A 19,947-nucleotide genomic window follows, 5' to 3' on the forward strand; every position below is an offset into this window, starting at 1 on the left:
AATTAATTATATTGACATTATTTTAAAAGATTGTATAATAATTAATAAATATTTAAATTTTATTATTGACGAAAAATTTTAAATATTATAAAATATTGTTAAATTAAATTAATCAATATTGAAAAAAAATTAAAATAAACTATTGACTAATTTTTTAAATGTTGTATAATTTAATTGTAAAAATATTTGCCGAGAAATCGGTGAGGAAAGTTTAATATGAAAATTACGATAAATAACAATACTGTAAATTTGTTAAGCAAAGCAAAGCAAAGCAAAGCAAAGCAAAGCAAAGCAAAGCAAAGCAAAGCAAAGCAAAGCAAAGCAAAGCCATAATTATATCTTAAATAATTATTTTAAATTTCTATTTCAAAAATATTTTTTACATTCAGTTAAAACTTTTTTAACTTCAATCAACTTCGATAGCTTATCAGAGAGAAATCTCTGTTTAGTTATAAAAAAATTTAATTACAAGGAGTTCAACATGAACAACACAAAAACAATTTTCAAATCTTTATTAATAATGATAGTAGCGATATCATTGTTTACAGTTAGCTGCAGTAAGGACGAAGGCGGAACAAAAAACCCAACTAATCCTACGATTGTAAAAGTAAGCGCGCAAAATATTACGGATACACTTAAAGGACTTGGACAATTAAAAGATACTGACCAAACACAAACACTTATATTGGATTTTGGAACAATGAGTGAACCTGCAAATGGAAGCGCTAATATAGCCAATGCAAATAAAAGTTTTGCTAAAGTTAAAACAGCTTTAACAACCGTATTTGGAACTCCACAAACTATACTTACAGTAACTACGGATTTAGAAAGTAAAAATAAACCAACTGATAATGCAGCATTAGAAGTAAATATAACCTTTAAAGCAAATAGTGGTTTTGAATTTGATGAAAGTATAACAGGCGCAGGTAAAACAACATATACTTATAATGCAAGCGATAAATCAGCTAAACTAACATTAAAAATTACTCCCGATCAAAATTGGGTAGATTAAATAATTTTAAAATTAATTAAAAAAACAAAATAAAGATTTGAAGCCCTATGTTCTTTATGAGCATAGGGATTTTATTTTTTAAATGAAGGTAATAATTTATTTTTATCTGTTTAGACGCGTTTTATAAATTATAATTTTTCAATTTCTTTTATGGTTAAGCCTGTTATTCGTTTAATAGTTTCTATATCAATATTTTCTTTTTTCATTGATTTTGCAATAGTGTAATTTCGTTTTTCAATTCCTTCTTTTATTCCTTTAAGTTTTCCTTTCTCAATTCCTTCTTTAATTCCTTCCGCTTTGCCTTCCTCTCGTTCTCTTGATAACATCATTTTTTGCCCCAATAAAAACGCATCTCGGGCATCATAAGCTCTCATTAATTTATCGTCAGAAGTAAATCTTTTGTATTCTTCAATTACTTTTGTCATAATCGGGTTTGCCTCCATTAATTCTTTTTCTATAGCTTTTAAATTTTTGCTTGTAAAAAATTTCATCCAAGTTAATAATCTATTCTTTTTAAGTTCGTTTAAAGTCGATTTTTCAATTATTTCAATAAATCGTTTCGCTTCTATAATATGCATTTGAATAAAATCTAAATCTATATTATGGTTTTTCGTGTCGATTAATTTAAAACAGCGATGCGGTTTGCCTTCGTCTCCGAAATCTAAATTAAAATTTAATAAATTTATACTTATTATTCTTGGAAGATTTTTATAATCTTCGCCTTCTCTCAATTCGTTTACAATATTTTTTGAAATATAATAAAAAATTCTTTTTACGAAATCCATATTTCCGCAAAGTTGAACTTCGATTATAACGGTTTGATTGTCTTTAGTTTTTGCTTTAATGTCTATAATTGATTCTTTTAAATCAATATTTTCAGATAAATTATAAGGGTCTATTATTTCTAAATCTTTAACTTCTTCAAAATTGAAATCACTTAAAGCGGCGTTAACCATATCCTCAAGCATATTTTCATTTCCGTTTTTGCCGAGTAAATATCGGACAAATAAATCATTTAGTTTATCAATTTCTCTATTTCTTTTCATAAGAATATTATAACAGAATAATTTTATTTGTCAAAATTTAAATTATAATTAATTTAAATTAAATTTATAAAATTATATATGCTAATAAAATAAAGATAAAAAAATAACCTCTATGTTCAAAAAGAGCATAGGGGTTTTATTTTATAAATGAAGATAATAATTTATTTTTATATGCTGTTATTTTTTAAAGTCCGAAATATAAGCAAAGTTAAATAATTTTAATCTCTACTTCTAACTTTAGATAACAATCTTAAAATTTCCAAATATAACCATACCAAAGTAACAAGCAAACCAAAAGCGCTATACCATTCAAAATATTTCGGCATATTCATATTAGCTCCTTGTTCTATAAAATCGAAATCAAGAAGTAAATTAAAAGAAGCTATAGCGACTATAACAACGCTTATTACTATTCCGATAGGACTAGAATCGTTTAAAAAAGGAACCGACATTTTAAAAAAACCAAGTATAAAATTTATAAAATATACTATCGCAATGCATAGAGTAGCGCCGAATATAACGCTTCTAAATTTATCGTTTACTTTTATTATTCTAAATCTGTATAACAAAAGCATAATAAGTAAATCTGCAGAAGTAAAAAATACGGCTTGAACTACTATTCCTTCATAAACCGCATTAAATATAAAAGATACTCCGCCTATTGCAACGCCTTCTAAAATAGCGTAAAGAATAGAAAAAGTTTTTGACATTTCTTTTTTGAATATCATTATAATAGCAAGCAAAAGCGCTCCGATACTTGAAACCATAACCGCGGGATATAATAATTCTATATTTCTTGCCAAAACAAAATAAACGCTAACCAAAGCGGAAAGCATAAGTATTAAAGATAACATTATAGCTTTATTAATAGCTCCGTTTATTGTCATTGTATCTTCATTTGAATTTTTAATCGCATAATCAAACGCTTTGTTTGATAAAGCTGGATTTGCCATATTTAATCTCCTTAATTGTTTAATTTTAATTTTAGATATTATATATTATAAAAAATAAATATCAAATTAATTTAATTATAGATAAAATATAAATCTTTTTATACTTTTTATATTAATAATATAAATTATGATATTGAAAAAAAAGAAAAAACGGTATATAGTAATACTTTATAAAAATATTTATAAAATTATTAATTGGGATTTTTCATGAAAATTTATGATATTGAAATGATAAGAGAATTTTATAAAAATTATTCCGCTAAAATTGACAGAATAAGAAACAAAATTAAAAAACCGTTGACTTTGTCGGAAAAAATATTATTCGCTCATTTATATAATGAAAACGATATTAAAGATTTTAAACGCTCTGAAGATTATGCAAATTTTAAACCCGATAGAGTCGCTATGCAAGACGCTACGGCTCAAATGACGCTTTTGCAATTTATGAATGCGGGAAAAGAATCTTCAAGCGTTCCAGCTACGATACATTGCGACCATTTGATTCAGGCTTATAAAGGAGCGGAAGAAGATTTAAAAAATGCAATAAATATAAATAAAGAAGTTTATGATTTTCTTCAAAGCGTGGCTAAAAAATACGGATTAGGTTTTTGGGAAGCGGGTTCGGGAATAATACATCAAATAGTTTTGGAAAATTACGCTTTTCCAGGCGGTATGATGATTGGAACAGATTCGCATACTCCAAATGCCGGCGGTTTAGGAATGATGGCAATCGGAGTTGGCGGAGCGGATGCCGTTGATGTTATGACGGGAATGGAATGGGAATTAAAAATACCTAATTTAATAGGCGTTAAACTTACAGGCGAGTTAAACGGTTGGGCGAGCGCTAAAGATGTTATATTAAAATTGGCGGGAATTTTAACCGTAAAGGGAGCGACTAATTGCATTATAGAATATTTCGACGAAGGCGCTTTAAATCTTTCTGCCGTAGGAAAAAGTTCAATATGCAATATGGGAGCGGAAGTTGGAGCTACGACTTCAATATTTCCTTTCGATAATAATATAAAAGAATATTTGATTAAAACGGGAAGAGAAGAGGTTGCAAAATTATCAGAAGAGAATTCAAATAATTTAAAAGCGGATGAAGAAGTTTATAAAAATCCTTCAAAGTTTTACGATAAAATAATAGAAATAAATTTATCCGAATTAGAACCTTATATTAACGGACCTTTTACTCCTGACTCGGCTTCAAAAATTAGCGATTTTGCAAAAAAAGTTGAAGAAAATAAATATCCCGAAAAAATGGAAGTCGGGCTTATAGGTTCTTGCACAAACTCTTCTTATTATGATTTAAGTAAAGCGGCTTCTATAGCTCGTCAAGTTAAAGAAAAAAAATTAAAAGTCAAATCTCAAATAATAATTAATCCAGGCTCTTTAAACTCATATAACGCAGCATTAAAAGAAGGAATTATAGACGATTTTAAAAATATAAACGCCATTATAATGACAAACGCTTGCGGACCTTGTATTGGGCAGTGGAAAAGAATAACTGACGATAACAATAAAGTAAATTCAATAGTGACTTCTTTTAATAGAAATTTCGCAAAAAGAGCGGACGGAAATCCAAATACTCATGCTTTTATAGCTTCCCCCGAAATAGTTATGGCTTTAAGCATAGCGGGAGATTTAAAATTTAATCCATTAAAAGATTATTTGATAAACGAAGACGGAGAAAAAGTAAAATTAGATATTCCAACGGGAGAGATTTTTCCTAAAAACGGACTTAATATAGAAAATGCAGAAATTGAAAATAGAGAAAATATTGCAGATTCAAAAGTTGAAATTATAATAAATAAAGATTCTAATCGATTGCAATTATTAAAACCTTTTCCAAAATTTAATGCGGAAGATTTTAAGAATATGCCTTTACTTATAAAAGCGAAAGGAAAATGCACAACCGACCATATTTCTATGGCGGGAGTTTGGTTAAAATTTAGAGGACATTTAGAAAATATTTCTGACAATATGTTAATGGGAGCGGTTAATTATTTTAACGATAAAACAAATTGCGTATTTAATCAATTAAGCGGAAATTATGAAGAGGTTTCAAAAGTCGCTAAAGAATATAAATTAAATAATATATCTTCTATTGTAGTTGCCGAAGAAAATTACGGCGAAGGTTCAAGCAGAGAACATGCGGCGATGGAGCCGAGATTTTTAAATGTAAAGGTTATTTTAGTAAAAAGTTTTGCAAGAATTCATGAAACGAATTTAAAAAAACAAGGAATGCTTGCTATAACATTTAAAGATAAAAACGATTATGATAAAATTAAAGAAAAAGATAAAATTTCAATAGAAAATATAGAATCTTTTTCGCCGAATAAATCTTTATTAATTAAGGTAGTCAGAGAAGATAAAAAAGAAATTTATTTTGAGGCTTTGCATACTTATAACGAGACTCAAATAGAATGGTTTAAAAACGGAGGAGCTTTAAATACTCTTCTAAAAAATAATTAATTAAAAATAATAAATAATAAATAATAAATTTAATAAAAATTTTAATAAAATAAAAAAAATAATCAAAGGCTATATTATGAGCAAAGTTGAAATGAAAAACGGAAAATTAATTATTCCAGATAAAATTTCTATTCCTTTTATAGAAGGAGACGGAGTCGGCGCTGAAATAACACCAATATCTCAACAAATTATAAACGAAGCGATTAAAAAAGCTTATAACGGAAAAAAATCTATAGAATGGATTGAAGTTTTCGCGGGAGATAAAGCTTTAAAAGAATTTGGAACTCATTTGCCAGAAGAGACAATAAAAACTTTTTCAAAATATTTGATTGGAATAAAAGGACCATTAACGACTCCTATAGGAGAAGGCATCCGTTCTTTAAATGTGGCTTTGCGTCAAACTTTAGATTTATATGTTTGTTTAAGACCGATAAGATGGTTTAAGGGAATTTCATCGCCTGTAAAAGAACCGAATAAAGTTAATATGATTGTATTTAGAGAGAATACGGAAGATATATACGCGGGAATAGAATGGAAAAACGGAACTAAAGAAGCTAAAAAATTTTACGAATTCTTAAAAAACGAAATGGGAATAAATAAAGTTAGATTTCCAAAAACTTCTTCGTTTGGAGTAAAGCCCGTTTCTGAAGAAGGTTCAAAAAGATTAATTTCTTCTGCCATAAAATACGCTATTAAATTTAATTTGCCTTCGGTTACGATAGTTCATAAAGGAAATATAATGAAATTTACGGAAGGAGCTTTTAGAAAATACGGATACGAAATTGCAAGAGAAGATTTTTATGAAAAAACTTTTACTATGGAAGAATTTAACGAAATAAAAAAAGATTTTGGAGAAGATAAAGCGAAAGAAAAATTAAAAGAAGCTAAAGAAAAAAGAAAAGTTATAATAAAGGATAATATAGCGGATGCATTTTTGCAAAATACTTTATTAAAGCCAGAAGATTATTCTGTTATAGCGACTTTAAATTTGAACGGAGATTATATATCCGACCAGCTTGCGGCTATGGTTGGAGGAATCGGAATAGCGCCAGGAGGAAATATTAATTATGAAACTGGACATTCTATTTTTGAAGCTACGCATGGAACTGCGCCAGATATAGCTAGAAAAAATAAGGCAAATCCATGCTCTTTAATTCTCTCTTCTGTTATGGCTTTAGAATATTTGAATTTAAATGAAGCCGCTGATTTGATTATAAAAGCTTTAGAAAAATCTTTTGAAGAAGGATTTGCAACCGAAGATTTGGCTTTATTTATGGAAAACGGAAAACCTTTAGGAACTAAAGAATTTGGAGATAAAATACTTTCTTTATTGCAAGAAAAATTATAAACTATTTAATTAACGGAGTATAAAATGAAAAAAGAATATTTATTATATAAACTATACGACCATTCAAAAAAAAGAGTTCATATAAATAACGAACTTTTTGAAAAGTATAATGTTAAAAGAGGATTAAGAAATAAAGACGGCACGGGAGTTTTGGTTGGGCTTACAAATATAGGCGATGTCGTAGGATATAAGAAAAACGAAAACGGCGAAGTTTGTCCTATAGACGGAAAATTATTTTATAGAGGATACGATTTAGAAGATATAACGAAAGATATTTTACAAAGCAAAAGATTTGGTTATGAGGAGGTATGTTATTTACTTCTTTCGGGAAAACTTCCCGATATGGAGAGATTAAAATCTTTTAATGAAATTATAAAAGAAAATATGTATTTGGATAAAAAAACTATAATGCATATAATAGATTTAGAAGGGCAAAATATAATGAATATTCTTTCAAGAAGCGTGCTTGAAATGTATATTCATGACCCGAATCCTGAAGATTTATCTTTAGAAAATTTAATGATTCAATCTATACGATTAATAGCGCAAATTCCCGCCGTTATAGCCTACGCTTATAATATGTATCATTATAGCGTATTTCATAAGTATTTAAATATTATTCTTCCAAAAACAAAATATTCTATAGCGGAAAATTTTTTATATATGCTTAAACAAGATTTTACTCATTTAGAAGCTAGAATGTTAGATTTGCTTTTGATACTTCATGCGGAACATGGCGGAGGAACTAATTCAACATTTACCGTGAGAGTGACAAGTTCGGCGCGCACAGATACTTATTCAAGCATTTCTGCAGGTATTGGTTCTCTTAAAGGAGATTTGCATGGCGGAGCTAATATAAAAGTAGCCGATATGTTTAATCATTTAAAAGAAGTTATAACCGATTGGAAAAATAAAAAAGAATTGGACGCTTATTTAATAAAAATCTTAAATAAAGAGGCATACGATAAAAGCGGATTAATTTACGGAATGGGGCATGCGGTTTATACTTTATCGGACCCGAGAGCGGTTATATTAAAAGAGTTGGCAAGAGAGCTTGTAAAAGAAAAAGGCAAAGAAAAAGAATTTGAATTTTTAGAGCTTATAGAACAAAGAGCTATAGAATGCTTTATAAAAGTTAAGGGAGAAAATAAAAGAGTTTGCGCAAATGTAGATTTGTATTCGGGATTTATATACGATATGCTAGGAATACCGAAAGAAATTTATACTTCTTTATTTGCTATGGCGAGAATAGTCGGTTGGTGCGCTCATAGAATCGAGGAGCTTAATTTTGACGCAAGAAGAATAATAAGACCCGCTTATAAGAATGTAACAGAACCTATTGAATTTACTCCGATGGAAGATAGATAATTATTTTTTATTTTCCATTAAAAGTATAGTTTTAGTATTTAGAGATGAAATATATTGAGTTTCTTGAATAGGCATTGTAGTCCAATCTATAGGTCTTTTAGGTTTGCCGTTTTTGTAAAAATATGTATCACACCATAATATAAAAATGTCAAAATAATATGATGGAGGATAATAGAATATATTTTGCCCCATTTCTATTAATTCGGGAAAACGACCTTTATAACCTTTATCTTCTCCGTATTCTTCAAATCTATAACCATAATAAAAATAAGTTTCTTCATTCGGAGCTATAATGCCAAATATATCTTTCAAATTAAATTTAATATAATATATTCCGCATAAATCATTATGATAATTAGTAGCGCCCCAAAATTTAAGAGTATAATTTTTGCCTTTTCTTGTTTTTACGCTTATATCTCCGTTATCTAAAAAAGTATAGGTATTTTCAACATCTTTCTCTTCTATAATTTTACCCGCAACTTTATTTTTCCAATCGTTATTTTCAGTAGTAGTCGTTGAAGTATTTATCCCTGTATAATCATATTCATATATTTTACCTTCTTCAAAAATAATGTCTTTCGTAAAAAAAGGACCATTATTACATTTACAATTTGTAGAAATATTTATAGCTTCATAATACATATTTAAATTATTAGAAATATAATAAAGTCCGTATAAATCGCCATTACAATTAGTAGCTCCCCAAAAAGTATATTTATCATTAATTTCCGTAGTATTATTTGTATATTTAATAGTAAGATTTCCTATATTATCAAAATAAAAATTTGCTTGCTTATAATAAGGCGTTTGTCCATTAAGAACTTTATTTTTCATTTGTTCTTTCCATTCACTAGCGTCTTTGCTGTCAGTTTGAGATGGTTTTAATTTTGTATTATCATAAGTGGAGTTAGTTTTTGTTGATTTTAATACCGCATCTCTTGATTTTTTTGCTAAACCTTCATTTCTAGAAATGCTTCCGTCTTTATTCCAAATTGAAACTTTATCTTTAATTAATCCATTTTCATACATTAAAGAATTAAGCACTTCAATTTTTCCGTCACTTTTCTTATAATAATAGCATGCAATTTGAGGATTCTCGGGAAGCATTCCCCAAAATATGCAATTTGTTTCTATTTTGCCTTTTATATATATGTTTGTTATATTGGCGTCATTGTCGAAATAATATCTTTTATATCCGCTATCGATTGTAAAGTGCCAGCTTGTTAGACCTTTATAATATGCCATTAATTCGCCTTTGGGATATTGTTTTTTCATTTCCATTAATTTTACTAAAAAATCTTTTGCGACTTTAGTGTCTTTTTGAGGTGGTTCATAATTATATTTTGTAAGTCTAGAATTTCCGTTATTACCGCCATTATTACCCCCCCCCCGTTATATCTCGAGATTTACGGCAACTTGTAATAAGTAATATTATAAAAATTATTGAAATTATTTTATTTTTCATTTTGTTTTTAATTCCTTTTAATTATTAAAAAATTTATGGAAATTATACTATAATTAAAAAAATAATCAAATTTGAAAATCGATTATAATTTTTATTTTAATTAAATAAAGTTAAATAAAAAACAAGGAGTTTAAACCCCTTGTTATTATACATTGTCTTAAAAAGAAATATAAATAATATTATCTTTTAGCTTGTTCGTATTGTTTAGGAAAAGGAATATCTATTCCTAAAATTCTTGCAGCTTGCAAAGCCCAATAAGGATTTCTTAAAAGCTCTCTTCCGATATAAACCGCATCCGCCGCTCCGTTTCTAACTATCATATTAGCCATTTTTGGCTCGCTTAAAAGTCCGCCTCCGATACAAGGAACGGTTATATATTGTTTTAATTCTCTTGCAAAAGGTATTTGATAACCTTCATAAGGAATTATTTTTCCATCCGCAGTCACAGCGCCAGTGCTTACATTTATAGAATCAAATAATTTTTCATTTTCAAGAGGCTTTAACATTTCGGCAAAATCTTTAACCGTGTTTCCGCCTTCTTTCCAATCGTAAGAAGAAATTCTTATTTGAATCGGGAAGTCTTTTCCTACGGCTTCTCTTCCTTTTCTTAAAACTTCTTCCAATATTTTTACTCTATTTTTTCCGTATTCGTCCTCTCTCTTATTTGAAAGCGGAGATAAAAATTCAGAAATCAAATAACCATGCGCCGCATGAATTTCTATTAAATCAAATCCCGCTTTAACCGCTCTTTTAAAAGCGCTAGCAAAAGCGTCAACAACTTCTTTTATATCTTCTTTTGTCATTTCAACGGGCGTTCTGTATTTATCGTTAAACGCTATCGGGCTTGGCGCGTGAATTTTATCGGTTTTTACAGATTCGCATTTTCTTCCCGCATGATTAATTTGAATTCCAATTTTAGCTCCGTTATTATGAACGGCGTTTACAAGTTTGCTTAAGCCTTCTATATATTTGTCGTCCCAAATAGCCAAATCGTTATCGGTTATCATGCTTATATAAGGCAAAACTCCCGTAGCTTCAACTATGATTAATCCCGCTCCGCCAATCGCTCTTGTAGTATAATGTTGAATATGCCAATCGTTTACAAATCCGTCTTCTGCGCTATACATACACATAGGCGGCATTACTATACGATTTTTAATTTCAAGATTTCCTATTTTTAATGGCGTAAATAAATTACTTTTTTCAGGTTTCATTTTTTCCTCCGTAGAATTTTTATTAAATAATTATATTGAATATAATATATAAGAAATATAAATAATTCAAGAGTTTAAATTTTATAGATTACATTGACTTTAAAAAATGTATATCGATTATCTCGCCGTCTTCTTTTATATAAATCGCAAATATATCGTATTTGTCGTATATAATAACTTCAAAAAATAATTTTTCGTAGATTTTATCGTATTTATTAGCGTAAACTATTTTTGGATTTTTAAAATTTTTACTTATTGAATTAAGAATTTTTTTAGGCAAAACTTCTTGAGGTATCGGCTCAAAAGAACTGTCTATTTTAATCCAATCTCCATATCCGTTAAAAGATATTATAGCTTCATTTTCAAGAGTCACTTTATATATATCGTCTTCTAAAGAAATATTATTTATTTTAAAATCGGGAAATACTAAATGCATAAAATTAAAAGCGTTTTTCGGCAAATCTTGAGCGTTTAGAAAATTATAAAATAAAGCGATTATAATAAAAAAGTATTTGTATTGTTTCATAATTCTGCCTCTTTAATTTATTTTATTAAAAAACGGAAATTCCCGAATCTGCTCTCGACTCGCATGCTCCGTATAAAATATTATTTTCGTTTTTAAATATTATCTGTCCTCTTCCAAAATATCCAAAATAATTTTTATCGGATTTTCTAATAATATTATGTCCTAATTTTGAAAGTTTATTTGCTATTTTATTATCGAAGTTATTTTCTATCTCTATAGTTTTTTCTCCAACCCATTGCCATCTTGGTTTATCTAAAGAAGATTGAGGATTTAAATTTTCGTCTATCATATTAGTTAATATTTGCAAATGTCCTTGCGGTTGCATAAAAGCGCCCATAACTCCGAAAGCTCCTATTGGCTTATTGTCTTTGCATAAAAATCCAGGTATTATTGTATGATAAGGTTTTTTTCTAGGCGCTATAAAATTGTCGGATTCTCTATCTAATGAAAAATTAGCTCCTCTATTATGCAAAGCTATTCCCGTTTTTGGAATTACTATTCCCGAACCGAACGCCGTATAATTGCTTTGTATAAAAGAAACCATATTTCCGTCTTTATCTGCGGTAGCTAAATAAACAGTATCGCCTGAAGAAAAAATATTTTCTTTAGGTTGCAAAGTTTTATTTATAGAAATTAATTTAGCTCTTTTTTTAGAATATTCTTTAGAAAGCATTTCTTTTATAGAAGTTTGCATATATTTAATATCGGCGACATATTTTTTCGCGTCGGCAAATGCAAGTTTTAAAGATTCTATTTGAAAATGCAAATTTATCTCTTCAAAATTTTCAAGAATATTCAAAGCCATTAAAACGGTTATTCCATGTCCGTTTGGCGGAATTTCGTAAATATCATAACCTTTATAATTTGTTTTTATCGGCTCAACCCATTCGGGATAATAATCGTTTAAATCTTCTTTTGACAAATAACCTTTATGTTTTTTCATGAATTTGTCTATTTTTTCGGCAATCTCGCCTCTATAAAAACACTCGCTATTAGTTTCGCCAATTTCTTTAAGAGTTTTTGCATGATATGGCAATTTTACTATATCGCCAAGTTCGGGAGGCTTACCGTTAAAAGTAAAAGTTTCAAACCAATATTTAAACTCTTCTATTTTATTATTATTCGATGCATTCAAATAAATATTAAAAGCTTCTTTCCAATCTAATGCGACAGTAGGTTGAATTGCAAATCCTTCTTCGGCGTATTTTATAGCGGGTTTCAAAACTTCGATTAATTTTAATTTTCCAAATCTTTTATTTAACGCAGCCCAAGTTGCAGGAATTCCTCCGACTGTAATCGGAATAAGTCCGTAAAGAGGAATTTTATTTAAATTGAGAGATAATATTTTTTCTATATCCAAATTTTTAGGAGAAAATCCGCTTCCGTTTATAGCGTAAATTTTATTTTTAAAATAAATTATAGCGAAAGCGTCTCCGCCAAGTCCGTTTGAAGTAGGCTCTACAACGGTTAAAGCCGCGGCAGTAGCGATTGCAGAATCGATAGCGTTTCCGCCTTTTTTCAAAATTTCAATTCCCGCCTCTGAAGCTAAAATATTGCTTGTCGCAACCATTCCGTTTTTAGCGAAAATAGAATTTCGTTTTGAAGGATAAGGATTATTATAAAAATCAAAATTCATTTTATTATTATAACATAATTAACATAATATTGAAAGTAAAATTAAAAAAATTATTATAATTGATATTTTTAAAAATAAAAACGATTATTTTATACGACAATTATTTTTTAAGAATCCAATAATTTTTTAGCATACTCGTTGCTAATTCTTGAAATATTTCCCGCTCCTAAAGTTAAAATTATATCTCCGTCTTTTTTCATTTTATCTAATTCGGGAATTATATCGTCTATATTTTTTATATATTTTGTTTTATTATTTCCGTTTTTTACAATATCAAAAATCGTCTCTCCGCTTATGCCTGCAATTTCATTTTCTCCCGCCGCATAAATATCGGTAATGATTAAATTGTCCGCATACTCAAAAGCGTCCTTAAAATAGTTTAATAATAATTCCGTTCGGCTATATCTATGAGGCTGAAATATCGCTATTATTCTTCTGTCTTTATAAGCTAATTTAATCGAAGAGAGAGTCGCTTTTATTTCAGTCGGATGATGGGCATAATCGTCAAATATAATTATTTCTTTGTCATACAATTTATTTAATCTTCTTCCGACTCCTTCAAATGTTTTAAGTCCTTCTTTTATAATTTTTGTATCAATATCTAAATGATAACAAACTCCGATTGAAGCGAGAGAGTTTAAAATATTATGATTTCCAATTAAAGGAATTTCAAATTCTCCTAAAGATTTATTTTTATAATACGCGGTAAAATAAGTCGTTGAAGTTTCAATTCTTATAGAATTTTTATCGACATAAAAATCGTATTTGTCCGAAAAACCGTAAGAATAATATTTTTTAACCGCGCTTTTTGACAAATCTTTAACGACATTATCTTCAAAGCATAAAAAAGAGCATCCGTAAAAAGGAACTTTATTTATAAACTCTAAAAATGCAACTCTCAAATTTTCAACATTTTTATAATAATCCAAATGGTCGTTATCGATATTTGTCACGATATTAATAACGGGCGATAATCTCAAAAAACTTCCATCGCTTTCATCGGCTTCGCAAACCAAATATTCGCTATTCAAATCTTCGCATAGAGCGTTGCTTTTCAAATTAAAATGATTTCCGCCTATTATACAAATGGGATTTAAATCCGCGTAAACCATTATTTGACTTATTAAAGATGTTGTAGTAGTTTTTCCATGAGAACCTGAAATTGCTATTCCATATTTTAAACGCATGAGTTCGGCAAGCATTTCGCCTCTTGAGATAACCATAATCTTTTTTTTCTTCGCTTCTATTATCTCCTCGTTAGTCGGACTTATAGCAGAAGAAGTGACAACCGCTATAATATCGTCTTCTATATTTTTAGCTTTATGTCCGTAAAAAATTTTTATTCCGCTTTTTTCCAAAGATTTTGTTTTTTCCGTTTTTGATAAATCGCTTCCCGTTATCGTATAACCCATAGCGTTTAGGACGCTCGCAATCGCGCTCATTCCAATTCCGCCTATTCCTACAAAATGTATTTTTTCTTTTTTCTTCGTAAACATATTTTAAGCGTATCCTATTCTGTTAATAATTTAATTTATAAAATTACTTTTTAATTTTTATTTTATCCGTTTCTAATTTATCAATAATATCGGCTACTATTGAAGAAACAGATTTTGCAGTAAAATTTTTCTTAATATTATTTCGCATTGTTTGAAGTCTTTCATTATTATTTAAATTTTTTATTATAATATTGCTTAATTTATCTTTATCAAGTTCGGCTTCTTCCATTAAATAAGCCATATCTTTATTTGACAAATCCAAAGCGTTATAATATTGATGATTATTTGCAGCATAAGGAAAAGGAATTAAAATCGAAGGAAGATTAACCGCCAATATCTCGCTTATAGAACTGCTTCCCGCTCTCGAAACCATAAAATCCGCCGCATGCATCAAAGTCGGCATATCTCTATAATAACTATGAACGGTTATATTATTTAATTTAGCAATATTAACTTTTTCAATCATTTGATTTGCCCATTTCGGACCTGCAAGCCAAACTATGCGCAAATTTTCAACTTTACTTTGAATAGGTTTTATGCATTCAAAAAATAATTCGTTTAATTTCAAAGCGCCTTGAGAGCCTCCCATGATTACGAGCAGTTTTTCGTTTTCTTTTAATCGCATTACATTTCTTGCGCTTTCTCTATTAACCACAAAAAAATCTTCTCTAACGGGATTTCCAAAAACTTTTCCTTTAGGCATATATTCCAAACTTTTAGTAAAAGTTAAATAACAACATTTTGCATGTTTATAAAATATTCTATTTACTTTTCCTGGAATAGAATTCTGTTCGCATAAAAAAATCGGAATATGATTCCATTTAGCGACATATAAAACGGGCAAAGCGACAAATCCGCCCATTCCTATTATGCAAGCAGGCTTTTGTTTTTTTATTATTTCTTTTGCCTTAAATAAAGCGGGAATAAATTTCAATATAAAAGCTATATTTTTTAATATATTTCCAGGAGCGTTTATATTTATGCTATTAAAATTATAATGATTTGGAATTAAATTATAATCTTTTTGAGCGACAACGAGTCTTGGATTATGTCCTAATTTTTTTAAAAAGTCGTAAATAGAAATTGCGGGAGTTATATGCCCCGCCGTTCCTCCGCCGCATAATACTATATTCATAGCTCTCTCCTTTGAGTTATTTTTAATAAAATAGCAAACATAATCATATTTACGGCTAAAGCGTTTCGTCCATAGCTTATTATAGGCAAAGGCATTCCCGTTGTCGGAATCATAAGAGTCGCTACCATAATATTTAAATATGCTTGCAAACTTATAAATATAGTTATTCCGAAAGAAATATTTTTTAAAAATAAATCTTTAATTCGAGACGATATAATAAATCCTCTTATAGTAAAAGATAAAAAAAGCGATAGAATTATTATATCGCCAATCAAACCATATTTTTGAGAAACCGAAGCGAATATAAAATCTGTTAAAGCGGCTGGCAAATGAACGCTAATCTCTCCGATATTTTCATCGGGAATTCCATAAATTCCGCCATAATTAAAAGCCAATTTTGCTCTTCTTATTTGATAAATATCTTCTTCCGATTGATTTTTAGGGTCAAAATAAGCGTTTACTCTGCTTTTCATATACGGAACATTAAATACAAAAATAACGAATAAAGCTAAAAGAAATATAGCGGATATTATTAAAGTTTTATTTGGAATGCCCGCATAAGAAAATATTGAAAAGCCAACCATTGCAAATAATAAAGCCGTTCCCGAATCAGGCTCTATCAATATAAGAACCGAAATTAATAACAAAACTATAAGAGGAGGAAATAAACCTTTTTTAAAATCAAAAAGTTTTTCTCCTTTTTTACTTAAAACGCTTGCCAAATATATTGTAGTCGTTATCTTTGCAATTTCTGAAGGTTGAATTGTGAAACTTGAAGCGATTAAAATCCATCTTTTAGCGTAACTTCCTGGCACGGTTATTCCAAATATTAAAACGGCGACTAATAATAATAAAGTGACAACTAATAATAAAGGCACTATTTTATCGAGCAGATTAAAAAAGTCGGGCAATATAAGAATAAAAATCGTCATAACTAACATATATATAAGCAAATGCAAATGATTTTGAAAATACTGTCCGTTTGGCTCATGAAGAGTTTGCGCTCCGTAAATTGCCAAAAGTCCCGCAATCAATAACGCTATATATATTATAAGCAAATATTTATCGGGCATTAATTTTCTTCTTATCATAAAAAATCCGTTTTAAATTATTTTATAAATTAAAGACGCTTTCGCTTCTACAAAAGTTTTGCTGTTATAATTTGGAAGTCCGACATGCAAGCCTCCCGATAATAAAACATTTAACCTTAATCTGTCTTTTAAAAAATTAAAATAAATTATTCCCGCTATTCCTAATTTATGAGTCATTATTTTTGAGTTAAATAAATATGTTAAACTATAATATCCGCCTAAATATATAGGATTAATATTTGCAAGAATAAAAGCTTCGTCCATAATTTCAATTTCGCTCTGCTTATGCAATATTGAAGTTCTTGGCTCATAATAATAATTTCTATTTCCCGCAAAAATATAATTAAAGCTAAAATTATTTATAATTACAAGATTATTTAACTTAAAAACAATATACGGAGAGACATTAACCATAAAACCAAATGTGTTGTATTTTTGCTTTTTAAATAAAGCTTCGGCAGAGTAATCTATTCCTTCGTTTGTATCAAATCCCGCATAACCGAAATTCATGATATCATACATAATTATAAAATATCCGCCCGCTCTTATTCCGAAAAAAGATAAAGGTCTTATATCCGCATAAGCTCCAACCATATCTGAAGACAATGAAAAATTATTTTCAATTCCAAACTCTACTTTACTTCCGTCCCATAAAAAACCTTTTCTATTTTTATAAAAAGACATCCTATAATAAAATTTTGTTTCGGCGTTAAATTTAATCGGATTATAACCTCCAGAAGCGGTTTGCTCTATAAAAAGTTCATGCTTTCTTTTTGCAGGCGTTATATTATTAGTATTATTGGTAGATAAATTTGTAGGCGCTCTATTATATATGCTAAATACAGGCAAATCTCTTAAATTGATGTTAAAAAGGGTATTTATATTTGCATATACAAAATTAAAGCATAAAAAAAACGCCGCTATAATATTAATTTTTTTTAATTTCATTTATTCAACTTTATAAACATAATATTTTTATTTATATAATAATTTATATATTAAAAAAAGCAATATAAAATATTATAAAATTTTTTATTTAAAATCCTGCTAAATAAAACTAATTTATATGAAATGCAAAATTTGATTTTTTGCAAAAAATTCAAATAATATAAAATTAGAATAGACAATTAAAGGAATAAATTTTTCAACAACATTAAACAATTAACATAAACTTGTCAAAGAAACTGTAAAAATACGAAATTTACAAAATTTAAAAATATTACAATAAAATCTTTTATAATATTTAAATAATAACAATTTTTATATGGTTATCATAATATTCAGAATTATTTTTATAAATTCGCTTGATAAAATTCATACGATATGTTATAATTATTCGATAATTATTTATATTTTGAATTAAATTTAAGTTAAAATAAACGGGAGAAAATATGGAACAGAAAATTAGATTAGCGGAAGCAAAATACAAAAAAGAAGCGATTTTACCTTTTGAAATTGGCGATACGATAAAAGTTTGGGTAAAGATTATAGAAGGCGACAGAGAAAGATTGCAAGCTTTTGAAGGAGTCGTTATTTCGATTCGCGGAAAAGGAATAAGCAAAAGTTTTATTGTTCGTAAAATATCTTACGGAGTCGGAGTCGAAAGAATATTTTTAATTAACTCTCCGAGAATAGACCATGTCGATATTGTTCGTAAGGCTAAAGTCAGAAGGGCAAAATTATATTATTTGAGAAATAAAGTTGGAAAGAAAGCGAGATTGGTTGAAAGACTCGGAGTTAAAATTCCTAAACATTCCGATTTAATAAAAGCGGGGGAATCAAATAATGAAATAAAAAATGACGAAAATAATAATATAGCAAATAATGAAAATGAAATAATTAATAACGAAGCGAAATCTTCGGATAATAACCAATAAAAAATTTAAGGTTTATAATAAAAGGAGGTTTTTATGGGGTATAAAATAGTTGAAAGAGAACAATGGTCTGAAAAAGTTTTTATGATGAAAGTTGTAGCTCCCGATATAGCAAAGCATCGTAAAGCTGGAAATTTTATTATTTTCAGATTAAACGAAATCGGCGAGAGAATTCCTCTCACTATAGCGGACGCGGATATTAAAGAGGGAACTATTACTATAGTGACTCAAAATATCGGATATTCTACGGCTAAACTTATGGAACTTCAAGTCGGCGATGAAATAATGGATATTATCGGTCCTTTAGGGCAACCTACTCATATTGAAAAACATGACGGAATAGTTTTATGTGTTGGCGGCGGAGTTGGAATCGCTCCTTTGCATCCAATCGCTCAAGCTCATCATAACAATGGGAATAGAGTTATTTCAATTTTGGGAGCGAGAGATAAATCATTAATAATTATGGAAGATATGATGAAAAAAATCTCCGAAGAAACTTTAATTTGCACTGACAATGGAAGCTATGGAGAGAAAGGACTTGTAACAGATATGATTAAAAGAGTTTACGATAAGGGCGAGAAAATATCCGAAGTAATTGCAATTGGTCCTGCAATAATGATGAAATTCGTAGCTAAACTTACAAAAGAATATAATCTTCCTACAACCGTTAGTTTAAATCCTATTATGATTGACGGAACGGGAATGTGTGGCTGCTGTAGAGTTTTGGTTGGAACTGAAACTAAATTTGCATGCGTTGAAGGACCGGAATTTGACGGGCATTTGGTAGATTTCGATTTATTAATGAAAAGGCAGGCAATGTATAAAAGAGAAGAACATGAATGTAATTTAAAATTAAGTTGATGTTTTTTAAGCCAAATATAAGTTTGCATAAAATTTGTTTTAAAGGTTTTGTCAAAGAAGGAATAAAATTAAAAATTTGTCTTTCTATACAAAATAATTTTATTTGCGCTTTAACTTTAAATAGTTTATTTGGCGATTTGTATATAATAAATAGAAAAATTAAAATTGGTTATAATGAAAAAATCGGAGAGCTTTTTTGTTACGATTTTGTAAAATTAGAATATAAGAAATTAAATTTTATAGAATTAAATTTAATTATTTATTGGAGAGAATTTTTTTTAATTATTCTTCCAAATATATTTTTTAATTTAGAATGTAAAGCAAATATAAATATTTTAATTAAAGTTTTATTTAAAACATTTAATAAATATATTAATGAAAAATACGAAATAAATATATTTAAAGAGTTTTTAAAATTGATAAAAAATAAATTTAGGTTGTAGAGTT

The 19,947-nt window shown here is 28.5% G+C and carries 17 protein-coding genes; 7 read left to right on the forward strand and 10 right to left on the reverse strand.

Annotation, left to right across the window (positions count from 1 at the left end; translation table 11 throughout):
- The first annotated feature begins 481 nt into the window (after nt 1-481).
- Nucleotides 482-1,012 (forward strand): hypothetical protein, encoded by a 531-nt coding sequence (locus EPJ79_RS09215; protein ID WP_147739269.1) that lies wholly within the window; start codon nt 482-484, stop codon nt 1,010-1,012.
- Nucleotides 1,013-1,140: 128 nt separating this feature from the next.
- On the opposite strand, the gene EPJ79_RS09220 is transcribed toward EPJ79_RS09215, so the two are convergent.
- Together EPJ79_RS09220 and EPJ79_RS09225 are read right to left on the reverse strand one after the other, a co-directional pair.
- The gene (locus EPJ79_RS09220) at nt 1,141-2,058 is read right to left on the reverse strand and encodes an Rpn family recombination-promoting nuclease/putative transposase (protein ID WP_147739270.1); all 918 of its coding nucleotides are present in this window, start codon (nt 2,056-2,058) and stop codon (nt 1,141-1,143) included.
- Nucleotides 2,059-2,276: 218 nt separating this feature from the next.
- Nucleotides 2,277-3,011 (reverse strand): Bax inhibitor-1/YccA family protein, encoded by a 735-nt coding sequence (locus EPJ79_RS09225; RefSeq protein ID WP_147739271.1) that lies wholly within the window; start codon nt 3,009-3,011, stop codon nt 2,277-2,279.
- 207 nt (nt 3,012-3,218) lie between these two features.
- On the opposite strand from EPJ79_RS09225, the gene EPJ79_RS09230 reads away from it, so the two are divergent.
- The 3 genes from EPJ79_RS09230 to EPJ79_RS09240 all read left to right on the forward strand — a co-directional run bounded on the left by EPJ79_RS09230 (nt 3,219) and on the right by EPJ79_RS09240 (nt 8,202).
- Nucleotides 3,219-5,486, forward strand: coding sequence for an aconitate hydratase (locus tag EPJ79_RS09230; RefSeq protein WP_147739272.1), 2,268 nt, complete (start codon nt 3,219-3,221; stop codon nt 5,484-5,486).
- Nucleotides 5,487-5,547: 61 nt separating this feature from the next.
- A complete protein-coding gene (gene icd, locus EPJ79_RS09235; RefSeq protein ID WP_274596011.1) occupies nt 5,548-6,834 on the forward strand; it encodes an NADP-dependent isocitrate dehydrogenase in 1,287 nt (428 codons plus the stop codon).
- Nucleotides 6,835-6,858: 24 nt separating this feature from the next.
- Complete coding sequence (locus EPJ79_RS09240) at nt 6,859-8,202, forward strand: citrate synthase (protein ID WP_147718366.1); 1,344 nt, start codon at nt 6,859-6,861, stop codon at nt 8,200-8,202.
- On the opposite strand, the gene EPJ79_RS09245 is transcribed toward EPJ79_RS09240, so the two are convergent.
- From EPJ79_RS09245 to EPJ79_RS09280, 8 genes are all read right to left on the reverse strand, one after another.
- Nucleotides 8,203-9,447: a hypothetical protein gene (locus tag EPJ79_RS09245; protein WP_147739274.1), complete on the reverse strand. Its 1,245-nt coding sequence runs from the start codon at nt 9,445-9,447 to the stop codon at nt 8,203-8,205.
- Between the two features lie 399 nt (nt 9,448-9,846).
- Complete coding sequence (locus EPJ79_RS09250) at nt 9,847-10,881, reverse strand: NADH:flavin oxidoreductase/NADH oxidase (protein ID WP_147739275.1); 1,035 nt, start codon at nt 10,879-10,881, stop codon at nt 9,847-9,849.
- A gap of 88 nt (nt 10,882-10,969) precedes the next feature.
- Entirely contained in the window at nt 10,970-11,407 is a 438-nt protein-coding gene (locus tag EPJ79_RS09255; protein ID WP_147560033.1) for a PepSY-like domain-containing protein, read from the reverse strand.
- A 25-nt stretch (nt 11,408-11,432) separates the two neighbouring features.
- Nucleotides 11,433-13,043 carry a gamma-glutamyltransferase family protein gene (locus EPJ79_RS09260; protein ID WP_147739276.1) on the reverse strand — a complete coding sequence of 537 codons (1,611 nt, stop codon included), beginning with the start codon at nt 13,041-13,043 and terminating at the stop codon, nt 11,433-11,435.
- Between the two features lie 107 nt (nt 13,044-13,150).
- The gene (murC, locus tag EPJ79_RS09265; RefSeq protein ID WP_147739277.1) at nt 13,151-14,539 is read right to left on the reverse strand and encodes a UDP-N-acetylmuramate--L-alanine ligase; all 1,389 of its coding nucleotides are present in this window, start codon (nt 14,537-14,539) and stop codon (nt 13,151-13,153) included.
- A gap of 43 nt (nt 14,540-14,582) precedes the next feature.
- On the reverse strand, nt 14,583-15,674 hold the full coding sequence (locus tag EPJ79_RS09270; RefSeq protein ID WP_147739278.1) for a UDP-N-acetylglucosamine--N-acetylmuramyl-(pentapeptide) pyrophosphoryl-undecaprenol N-acetylglucosamine transferase: 1,092 nt from the start codon (nt 15,672-15,674) through the stop codon (nt 14,583-14,585).
- On the reverse strand, nt 15,671-16,765 hold the full coding sequence (locus tag EPJ79_RS09275) for an FtsW/RodA/SpoVE family cell cycle protein (protein WP_021959581.1): 1,095 nt from the start codon (nt 16,763-16,765) through the stop codon (nt 15,671-15,673). The genes EPJ79_RS09270 and EPJ79_RS09275 overlap by 4 nt, the downstream gene beginning before the upstream one ends.
- 12 nt (nt 16,766-16,777) lie before the next feature.
- Nucleotides 16,778-17,713, reverse strand: a complete 936-nt coding sequence (locus EPJ79_RS09280) for a toxin A (RefSeq protein ID WP_147739279.1) — start codon at nt 17,711-17,713, stop codon at nt 16,778-16,780.
- A gap of 443 nt (nt 17,714-18,156) precedes the next feature.
- Here EPJ79_RS09280 and rplS point away from each other — a divergent pair, with 443 nt between their 5' ends.
- The 3 genes from rplS to EPJ79_RS09295 are packed head-to-tail and all read left to right on the forward strand — an operon-like array spanning nt 18,157 to nt 19,943.
- Nucleotides 18,157-18,642 (forward strand): 50S ribosomal protein L19, encoded by a 486-nt coding sequence (rplS, locus tag EPJ79_RS09285; RefSeq protein ID WP_244289096.1) that lies wholly within the window; start codon nt 18,157-18,159, stop codon nt 18,640-18,642.
- 33 nt (nt 18,643-18,675) lie between these two features.
- Complete coding sequence (locus tag EPJ79_RS09290; RefSeq protein ID WP_147739280.1) at nt 18,676-19,500, forward strand: sulfide/dihydroorotate dehydrogenase-like FAD/NAD-binding protein; 825 nt, start codon at nt 18,676-18,678, stop codon at nt 19,498-19,500.
- Nucleotides 19,500-19,943 carry a hypothetical protein gene (locus tag EPJ79_RS09295; protein WP_147739281.1) on the forward strand — a complete coding sequence of 148 codons (444 nt, stop codon included), beginning with the start codon at nt 19,500-19,502 and terminating at the stop codon, nt 19,941-19,943. The genes EPJ79_RS09290 and EPJ79_RS09295 overlap by 1 nt, the downstream gene beginning before the upstream one ends.
- Nucleotides 19,944-19,947 lie beyond the last annotated feature (4 nt).

The organism is Brachyspira aalborgi (assembly GCF_008016455.1).
Taxonomy (GTDB): Bacteria; Spirochaetota; Brachyspiria; order Brachyspirales; family Brachyspiraceae; genus Brachyspira; species Brachyspira aalborgi.

Excerpts from the sequence above, each read along its gene's own strand:
- EPJ79_RS09215 (WP_147739269.1), top strand. The coding sequence starts at position 482 with ATGAACAACACAAAAACAATTTTCAAATCTTTATTAATAATGATAGTA.
- EPJ79_RS09220 (WP_147739270.1), bottom strand. The coding sequence starts at position 2,058 with ATGAAAAGAAATAGAGAAATTGATAAACTAAATGATTTATTTGTCCGA.
- EPJ79_RS09225 (WP_147739271.1), bottom strand. The coding sequence starts at position 3,011 with ATGGCAAATCCAGCTTTATCAAACAAAGCGTTTGATTATGCGATTAAA.
- EPJ79_RS09230 (WP_147739272.1), top strand. The coding sequence starts at position 3,219 with ATGAAAATTTATGATATTGAAATGATAAGAGAATTTTATAAAAATTAT.
- EPJ79_RS09240 (WP_147718366.1), top strand. The coding sequence starts at position 6,859 with ATGAAAAAAGAATATTTATTATATAAACTATACGACCATTCAAAAAAA.
- EPJ79_RS09245 (WP_147739274.1), bottom strand. The coding sequence starts at position 9,447 with ATGGCATATTATAAAGGTCTAACAAGCTGGCACTTTACAATCGATAGC.
- EPJ79_RS09250 (WP_147739275.1), bottom strand. The coding sequence starts at position 10,881 with ATGAAACCTGAAAAAAGTAATTTATTTACGCCATTAAAAATAGGAAAT.
- EPJ79_RS09255 (WP_147560033.1), bottom strand. The coding sequence starts at position 11,407 with ATGAAACAATACAAATACTTTTTTATTATAATCGCTTTATTTTATAAT.
- EPJ79_RS09260 (WP_147739276.1), bottom strand. The coding sequence starts at position 13,043 with ATGAATTTTGATTTTTATAATAATCCTTATCCTTCAAAACGAAATTCT.
- murC (WP_147739277.1), bottom strand. The coding sequence starts at position 14,539 with ATGTTTACGAAGAAAAAAGAAAAAATACATTTTGTAGGAATAGGCGGA.
- EPJ79_RS09270 (WP_147739278.1), bottom strand. The coding sequence starts at position 15,674 with ATGAATATAGTATTATGCGGCGGAGGAACGGCGGGGCATATAACTCCC.
- EPJ79_RS09275 (WP_021959581.1), bottom strand. The coding sequence starts at position 16,765 with ATGATAAGAAGAAAATTAATGCCCGATAAATATTTGCTTATAATATAT.
- EPJ79_RS09280 (WP_147739279.1), bottom strand. The coding sequence starts at position 17,713 with ATGAAATTAAAAAAAATTAATATTATAGCGGCGTTTTTTTTATGCTTT.
- rplS (WP_244289096.1), top strand. The coding sequence starts at position 18,157 with ATGGAACAGAAAATTAGATTAGCGGAAGCAAAATACAAAAAAGAAGCG.
- EPJ79_RS09290 (WP_147739280.1), top strand. The coding sequence starts at position 18,676 with ATGGGGTATAAAATAGTTGAAAGAGAACAATGGTCTGAAAAAGTTTTT.
- EPJ79_RS09295 (WP_147739281.1), top strand. The coding sequence starts at position 19,500 with ATGTTTTTTAAGCCAAATATAAGTTTGCATAAAATTTGTTTTAAAGGT.